This is a genomic window from Chitinophaga sp., assembly GCF_036569125.1.
Classification (GTDB): domain Bacteria; phylum Bacteroidota; class Bacteroidia; order Chitinophagales; family Chitinophagaceae; genus Chitinophaga.
The window spans coordinates 1-8,126 of sequence record NZ_DATCRF010000526.1 but is presented as its reverse complement, the minus strand read 5'-3'; the positions used below and the strand labels follow the sequence as shown (position 1 = coordinate 8,126).

The 8,126-nt window shown below is 50.0% G+C and carries 5 protein-coding genes; 1 reads left to right on the top strand and 4 read right to left on the bottom strand.

Annotated elements, in window-relative coordinates; genetic code table 11:
- The 4 genes from VIM87_RS19825 to VIM87_RS19810 all read right to left on the bottom strand — a co-directional run.
- The coding region (locus tag VIM87_RS19825) for a lanthionine synthetase LanC family protein (protein WP_331998680.1) at positions 1-1,386 on the bottom strand (1,386 nt) is incomplete at its 3' end.
- On the bottom strand, positions 1,373-2,254 hold the full coding sequence (locus VIM87_RS19820) for a thiopeptide-type bacteriocin biosynthesis protein (RefSeq protein ID WP_331998679.1): 882 nt from the start codon (positions 2,252-2,254) through the stop codon (positions 1,373-1,375). The genes VIM87_RS19820 and VIM87_RS19825, both read right to left, overlap by 14 nt.
- A gap of 3 nt (positions 2,255-2,257) precedes the next feature.
- Complete coding sequence (locus VIM87_RS19815) at positions 2,258-4,900, bottom strand: lantibiotic dehydratase (RefSeq protein WP_331998678.1); 2,643 nt, start codon at positions 4,898-4,900, stop codon at positions 2,258-2,260.
- 19 nt (positions 4,901-4,919) lie between these two features.
- Positions 4,920-7,130 carry a peptidase domain-containing ABC transporter gene (locus VIM87_RS19810; protein ID WP_331998677.1) on the bottom strand — a complete coding sequence of 737 codons (2,211 nt, stop codon included), beginning with the start codon at positions 7,128-7,130 and terminating at the stop codon, positions 4,920-4,922.
- A gap of 163 nt (positions 7,131-7,293) precedes the next feature.
- Between VIM87_RS19810 and VIM87_RS19805 the strand changes: the two genes are divergently transcribed.
- Positions 7,294-8,126 (top strand): trehalase family glycosidase (locus VIM87_RS19805; RefSeq protein WP_331998676.1); only part of this gene is annotated, 833 nt, incomplete at its 3' end.

Genomic DNA, 8,126 nt, shown 5'->3' with positions numbered 1-8,126 from the left:
CAACAGGGCTATGTGCCGCTGCAGTATGGCTTCCAGCGCCGGTATATTATTTGCGTCCTGCCAACGTTCCTGCTCCTGCAAAAGCAGGATAGTACGGCTGTAATAACGCAGGAATAACTTTTTCTTTACTTCACCCGGCGCATATAAAGGAACCCTCTTTTTGCGGGGAGTGCTGTAAATGGTGGGATGTGTTATTGCATCTTCCTTGTAAGGCAGGAGCGTATCGACTAAAAAGTATCCCACTCCTGCAAGCCCCGAAAACAGTCCGGGATCGTTATTGGCGTCCGGCACATAGGTATTGTAAACACCCTGCTGCCGGTAAAACTGTACTGCTGCCAGGGCTGTTTGCTGTGCAGCCAGGCGTAACTGCGGCCGTTGCAGGATACCAGCTGCCTGTAAAAGAAATGATGCCAGGCCGCCATAACCGCTGCACAGGGTAAAATCCCCGCGTTGCAGCTGCTGTACATCTTTTAAACAACGTTCCAGGGCCTGGTTCACCTGCTGCAGGTAAGATGGGTTGCGGGTAAGCTGCCAGGCATATAAACGGCTTAGCCCCACTCCTGCTGCACCGTGCGCCCAGGCATTGGCATCACTGACATATTTCCTGAAACCGGCTGCCTGCCAATCCATAATATCCGCTTCATACAGATGAGTGCTGGTGAGCCGCAGGTCCAGCCAGTTATTGGCAGCTGCATCGTAGTACAACATTTCATAGTGCAAAGCCTGTTCTGCCAGGTAGGTTAATCCCTCATCTTCCCAATACTGTGCCGCCTGTAACAAGGCATAAGCAATACCTGAAGCGCCGTGAGAAAAACCGGCAAGGCAGTCATACGATCTTTTCACATGCCCCCATCGCAGGCCCTGCGGCGCTATCCGCGCCTGTTGGATCAGCTTGTCCGTAAGTGACCGGGTGAGGCTTTTTACGCTGTCGTTCTCCGTATGTGCATGCAGGTAAGTAAGCAGGAAAATATTGCCGGCATGCCCGCTCATAAAATCGTCCTGCACCACCTGCTGTAAAATGCCGGGTTCAAAATGCTGCAACAAAAGCAGCGCATGATTGAGATACTTTTCTGCAGCCGTAGCCTCATACATTTTTATACACAGGTATATGAGGCCGGTAGCGCCTGTATACAGGGTAAAATATTGTTGCCGGTGTATGGCGGGGTTTTCCAGTAAAACGGCTGCCGCCTGCTCGCAGACCTGCAGATACAGCGGATCTTTACAGTGATCATATAACCGCAAATAAAACAGGATCACACCTGCGCTGCCGTTAAACAGGTCGGTACCCTGGTTACTATTGACAACAACATCGGGATGAATAACCGGCAACAGCTGCGCAGCTATACGGAATACTTCTTCTTCAACAATTGCTTTATCCTGCTCCATAAATAAACTCCAGGCATTTTAAAGTGAAGAACATGATATAGGCCTCATCCTGGTTGGAAATACCCAGCCGGTTATGGCCCATATGCATAAAGCTGCCTACAATGTCCTGTAAACGGATGGTATCCAAACCCAGTATCTTATACTGTTGAAAAATATGGTGGTTATGTTCCATGAAAATTTGCAGGCGGGGCTCACAGGCGTTCCGGGACAGCTCTTGCCAGAGTTCCAGGGCAGCCGTGTTTAAGGCGCCTGCATACTGCTCAAAACGGGCCTGGAACAGGGCCATATAGTGCTGCTCCTGCTGCAGCCGTTCTTTGTACGGATCATATAGGCGGGGCAGCCAGCCGCGGATAAAACGCCGGCAGGTATCCAGGTTCATTTCCTTTTCCTCCTGCCAGGCATACGTAACGGCTATATTCAGCTTAATAGCATGCAGAAGTGCAACAGTACCTGTCCACGCGGGGGTATCCGTCACCTGTTCCAGTATATAATCTGAAGAAGCAACAAATTGCTGCTCTGCCCATTGTATGCTTTGAAAATTGCCGTAACGCTGCACTTCCGGCTCGTAAGCAATAAACTGCAATGTATTATTTGGCAAGAGCAGCCTGCCGTTATAAGCCGCATCATCCCTGCGGGAAGGATGGCTGCTAAAGTAAACCTGGCTTGCATCATACAGCAGGCGCTTTGCTTCCTGCATAGCCGTTTCCGGAACGTGTAACCGTAAACGTATATGCGGGCCGTATTCCCAATAACGGATAAAAAAAGCAGGATACCCCGTGCGTTGCAGCAGCGGTATTACCAGGTGGCGGAGCAGGTGATGCAGATCGCCTGCATAAAACAGGTGTGCAGATAACCAGGTACGTTGCATGCATTAATATTTATACCAGTGCAGTAAATATTCTGTAACGGTGCTTTCCGGCCCCTGTGCTGCCAGGTGTTCCGCATGCGGCAACATTTCCTCCAGGTAACAATAAGCACCGGCCCTGGCCAGCAGCTTACGGAATAAGCCTACCAGCAAAGGCTGATCAAAACAAATGTATTGTGGCTTATAATCGTCCCGTTGCAATTTGGTTGTTTCACCCGGCACTATCGGGATATAGGGCGATCTCAGGAAAATGAACACATGTGCAGGCAGCCCATGCTGCTGCCTCCATTCATGCAGGCGCACAAAATAGGCGGCGTTCGTTTCCCCGTTTTCCGGTGCAGGTATGGCGGCTGTTTTCACGAGCCATCCTTTTCTTCTTAACACCACCTGTTCTTCAAAAGTAATACGGGGCTTTAGCTGCACATCTTCCTGCGGAGGGTGTGCAGCCGCATATTGCCGGTCGGCCGCCAGGATCAACTGACGCAAAGGCAAGCGCTGTTCCGGGTTAAAGTGGGCCAGCAGCTGGTAAAAATGAGAACGGTTGTAAAAAGATTCCAGGCAAAGGTCATAGGCATATATTTCCTTTCCATCAGGCGTGTGGTATAAAGCCAGCAGGTCTTTTTCCGGGTTATATTTCACCTGTATGTGCTGCAGGGATACCTGCGCTTCCTGCGGGTAATTATTATTACCACCTGGCATGCAGATCTCGTAAGGCAGCAGCGGCGGGTGTATATTGGCATTAAAGGTAGAACCATCGTTCAGCTCTATCATCCTGTGATGCGGGTATATCGCAGCATTCCATTCTTTAAAACTATCTGCCACCGCGGGATCTAATAAATGCAGGAAACGGCCGGCCACTTTGCCCATGCCCGGCAATAGTGCATTAATAATGCCGTGTAATACGGGCTTACCATTTTGCATACTGTTATAAAACTGCACAAACATTCCCCTGCTATATCCTGCAGTATGATCAGCGGTTAAGGTTGACCGCATACTTACCTGTGCAGGAGCAATAGCCAGCTGCAGGCCATCAGGAAGCTCCATTGCAGGCCGTTCCTGCTTTTGCGCCTGCGCCTGTTTTTTCTCATGCAGGTAATAGGCGTGGTAAAACGCAGTAATGGGTACCTGTTGTGAAATGCCGTAGTGCTGCAGGAAAAAATTACGCATGCGCTGTCTTTCTTCTAGTAAGGCATCTTTTGTTCCCAATAAAGCGCAAAGCCGTTCGGCCTTATTTATAAATGCCTGTACGCCGGCGGCAGGCAGCGGGTTATTGACAGGCGTACCGGTATCTTCATAAAAAATATCCTGCGGGGTAAAAGAGCGGGCCTGAAAGCGGTTCACTTCAAAGGCGGCTGCCGTTGCGCCAGCGGGAATGTTATCAGCAGGCTGTTTCAGATCCGTTGTAGTGGGTAAGCCTGCTTCTTCCTGTAAAACATTCAAGCCCTGGTTTAGCATGGTTGCCGTTTCCTGCAGCAGCTGGTAACGTTGGGTGGATGAAGCCCCTGCATACATAAGCTTACGGTCCCTTAATGCCTGCAGCAGCTGTTGTAAGCCGGCAACAGCTGTATGTTGTGTATGTGCTGAAAGGAAATGCATAAATGCAGCGTCCCAGTCCGGGTCTACCCCCGAACAACCAATACCTGTTTCCAGGAAACCAGCGGCAGCCAGCTTTAACAAAAAATCCTTGATGGTTGCACGGTCTGTATCAGGAATATGTTTACAAAGGGTATCAATTAACGCGCTCATGGCAACCGGCGCTGCCTGTTCCCGCAGAAATTGGAACAACCATAAGGGCAGGTTACGTGCAGGCAGGCGCTGAAAAGCTTCTACATTAAAGTAGTTCACCAGGAAATGCAGCTGTTCTTCCTGCACGGTAGCTGTTACATTCAGCCGGATGGAGAGGATCTCGTTTAACACCGGGTGATGGATCATTAAAGAGCGGATATACGAAAACAGGCCGTTATGCAGCCGGATGCTGCTGCGGATATTCTCTGGCGCCCCGGGACTATAATAATGATCCAATGCGTCATCCAGCGTACCTGTGCCGGTACAGGTGAATGTGCTGAAGGGCGATGTTTTACCCGCCATGCGGGTAATATAACGGAGCAGGCTATACTCATTTTTCAGCTCCCGGTTCCGGAAAGCTGAAGCGTCTGCCGCTGCAAAACTATCCAGCTGTGTATATAACACCGGGCTGGATAAAAGGATGCCGCTGCGCAGTAATTCGTTCTGCGTGCATTGCTGCAGCTGTTTTCTGTGGCTTATAAGCGCCTGGTCAAAACCGAGCTCCCATGCCTGCCGGGCCGCTGCCATCTGGTGGAGTGTTTGCAGGTAAGCCTGTAATGCGGCGTATATAACCGGTTCCTTTACAGCATCCACCTTTTCCAGTTCCGCACCGGTAAGGTGTTTACCATTGTATACCTCCCGTTTCAGCTGTAGTAAATGCTGTCTTTGTTTATGATCTTCCTGCGCCTGGATGGCGGTGTACAGCTGATCGCACAGGGTTTGCTGTTGTTGTTGTAATGTTTTTTGCAGCTGCGCCTGCTGTGCTGTAAAAGCTTCCACACCGGGCATATGCAGGGCTTCCAATGTGCTGAATGGCATGGCAGCATAACGTACCAGCGCATACGGGAATATTTTTAATGCCATAGGACTGTATTTACGGGTGTTATTTTCCCAGCTCCAGCTGGTTCTTTATCAGGTGGTAATAGGCGCCACCGCTGGCGGTTAACGTTTCATGCGTGCCTGCTTCCACAATAGTGCCCTTATCCATAACCAATATCTGATCGGCATGTTTAACGGTACTGAGGCGGTGTGCTACCACTACTACTGTTTTCCCTTTAAAAAAACCATGCAGGTTATTGATGATGGCGCGTTCATTATGCGCATCCAGCGAGTTGGTGGCTTCATCCAGGAAAACAAACGCGGGGTTGCGGTAAATAAGCCGGGCAATCAGCAGGCGCTGTGTTTGTCCCTCGCTTAGCCCATAACCATCTTTACCGATCAGGGTTTCATAGCCAAAGGGCATGGCCTCAAAAAAGGTATGGATATTCGCCATTTTGCAGGCTTCATATAAGCGGGTATAATCCTGCTCTGCTGCGCCTGCAAAAATATTATTGGCAATGGTATCCCTGAACACATAACCATCCTGCATTACCACGCCGCAATGCCGCCGCCAGGCTTTGGCCTGCATTTGCTGTAAGGGCATGTTGCCTAGCATGATGTGCCCCTGCACCGGTTGATAGAATTTCAGCAATAACTTCAGCAGCGTGGTTTTTCCGCTGCCGCTCATACCTACGATAGCAGTTACTTTTCCGGCAGGTATGGTAAGGTGAATATTATTTAATACAAGCGGTGAATGTTTATGCCCGTACTGGAAATAAACACCGGAAAGGCACAGGTCCTTCCCGGTTACCTCGTTATGTAACAGCTCTCTTTCCTGCGGCGGATCTTCATCCGGTTCATGATGCACCTCTGACATGCGCCGCAAGCTGAAGCGTGTATTCTGTACTGCACGAATAAAATCCGTTAGCTGGGCTACCGGTGTATTCAGCTGCCCGCCAATGTAAGTAATAGCCAGCATCTCTCCCAGCGTCAGGCGCCCGTTCACCACCAGTATGGCAGCCAGGCAGGTAATTAGCACATTGCGGGTTTCATTAATGAAGAGTGCAACACCCTGTACAAGCTGATCTACCTTTAAACTTTCCAGCTTTACAGCAAAAGACCGTTCCTGTAAGGCGGCCCATTGAGCGGCTTTCAGGCCCTCGCTTCCTGTTAGCTTTATTTCCTGGATGGCGGAAAATATTTCCAGCAGCGTATCCTGGCCGGATGCCAGCACGCGGAAACGTTTCTGATCCAGCCGCCCGCGTTTTTCCTGGAAAGCGCCTGCCCATGCAATTCCTGTAACAGCGCCAACACCAAACAGCAGGAACAGCTGCCAGTTATAATACAGCAGCATACCACCCAGCACTAACAGAGTTACCACCGCCATTACAAATGTTACCAGGGAGGTGGTCAGGAAATCTTCTATACGCTGGTTATCTGTTACGCGCTGCATATTATCGCCTGCCTGCCGGTTATCAAAAAAAGTAAAAGGCAGGCGCATCAGCTTTTGTAAAAAATCCTTCAGCATGCCGATGCTGATCCGTGCGCCCAATGCCAGCAGCAAACGGGCACGTATAAAATCCATTACCATGCGGCCCATGAACAGCATCAGCTGCCCCGCGCAAATAAGCAATAGCAGCGGCACATCTTTCCCTTTGATACCTTTATCAACCACAGCCTGTGTAAGCAATGGCGGAAGTAATGAGAGCAGGCTGGCTATCAGCAATGTGCCCAGCACCGGCGCTAATTTATTACGATGCGCTGCCAGGTAAGGCCATAAAGTGCGTAAAGTAGTTTTAGGTACAGCCACTGCGGGTGCTTCGTAAAAAGCAGCAGCAGGCTCCAGGAATAAAGCACGCCCCAGCTCCGCCCCTTGTGCAACCTGCCAGGCGGCCATAAATTCGGGGATGGTATACCGGCTGCGCCGGCCCAGCGCAGGATCTGCCACGTACACCGCTTTGGATGTAATTCGGTACAACACTACAAAATGCTGTTTATCCCAATGTAAGATGCAGGGCAGCGGCGCCTTTTGAGCCAGCACCGTAAAAGGCAGCTCTGCCGATAATGTTTTAAAGCCCAGCTGTTCTGCAGCGGCCATCAGGTCGGCAAACGTAACGCCCTGCCTTGATATTTTACAGGCATTACGCAGGTGCTGCAGCGGATAAACCCTTCCATAAAACGCTGCCACCATTTGCAGGCAGGTTGGCCCGCAATCCATAGCGTCAGATTGTTTGTAAAAAGGGAAAGGTTTATGGCCGGATATGTTTTGAAACATTGTTGCAAATTTATAAACAAAACAGATATGCAACGCTGTTTCAAAAAATATTTTTTAAGATCAGGCCTATACTGCGGTCTGCTGCGCTGCTAAGCGGCCGGCATGTTTATATTCCTTAGATTAGCATGATTTCTGCTAATACCAGCTACCAATACCATAGGCTATGAAAAAAGCACTTTTCTTTTTCCTCGCATTATGGAGCTGTGCGCCTGCATTAACGGCGCAAACCATTCAGCCCCCGGACCAGTTATATGGCCCTCTCTTTAAAACCGTACAGTTATCCGGTATTTTCCGCGACAACAAAACCTTTGTAGATGCCGTACCCAAAGAAGATCCCAAACAGGTAATGGCGCAATACATGGCTGCCGGGCAACCAAAAGATAGCGCAGCGCTGCTGGCATTTGTACAGGCACATTTCCTGCTGCCGGATTCTGTTGCCGTTCCACCGGCCTTTAACGGACACGAAGCCTCTGTAACAGCCCACATTAACCATTTATGGAATGTGCTGCAGCGGGATACCACCCATGCCCTGCCCTACAGCAGCCTGTTAAACCTGCCCTACCCGTATATTGTACCGGGCGGGCGTTTCCGGGAAATTTATTACTGGGATAGCTACTTCACGATGCTGGGATTGGAAGAAAGCGGGCGCATTACCATCATAGATAACATGGTCAGAAATTTTGCGTACTTGCTTACCCGTTATGGACATATCCCCAATGGCAACCGCAACTATTTCCTGAGCCGCTCGCAACCGCCTTTTTTCTCGCTGATGCTGGATATACTGGCCAAACATAAGGGCGATAGCATTTACACCGCTTACCTGCCGGTGCTGGAAAAGGAATATGCTTACTGGATGGACAGAACAGCGCCTACCAAACATGTAGTAAAGATGCCGGATGGCAGCTTGCTGAACCGTTATTACGACCAGGATAATATTCCGCGGCAGGAAGCCTATAAAGAAGATGTGGCGGTAGCTAAGCTTACTCCCTATAAAGA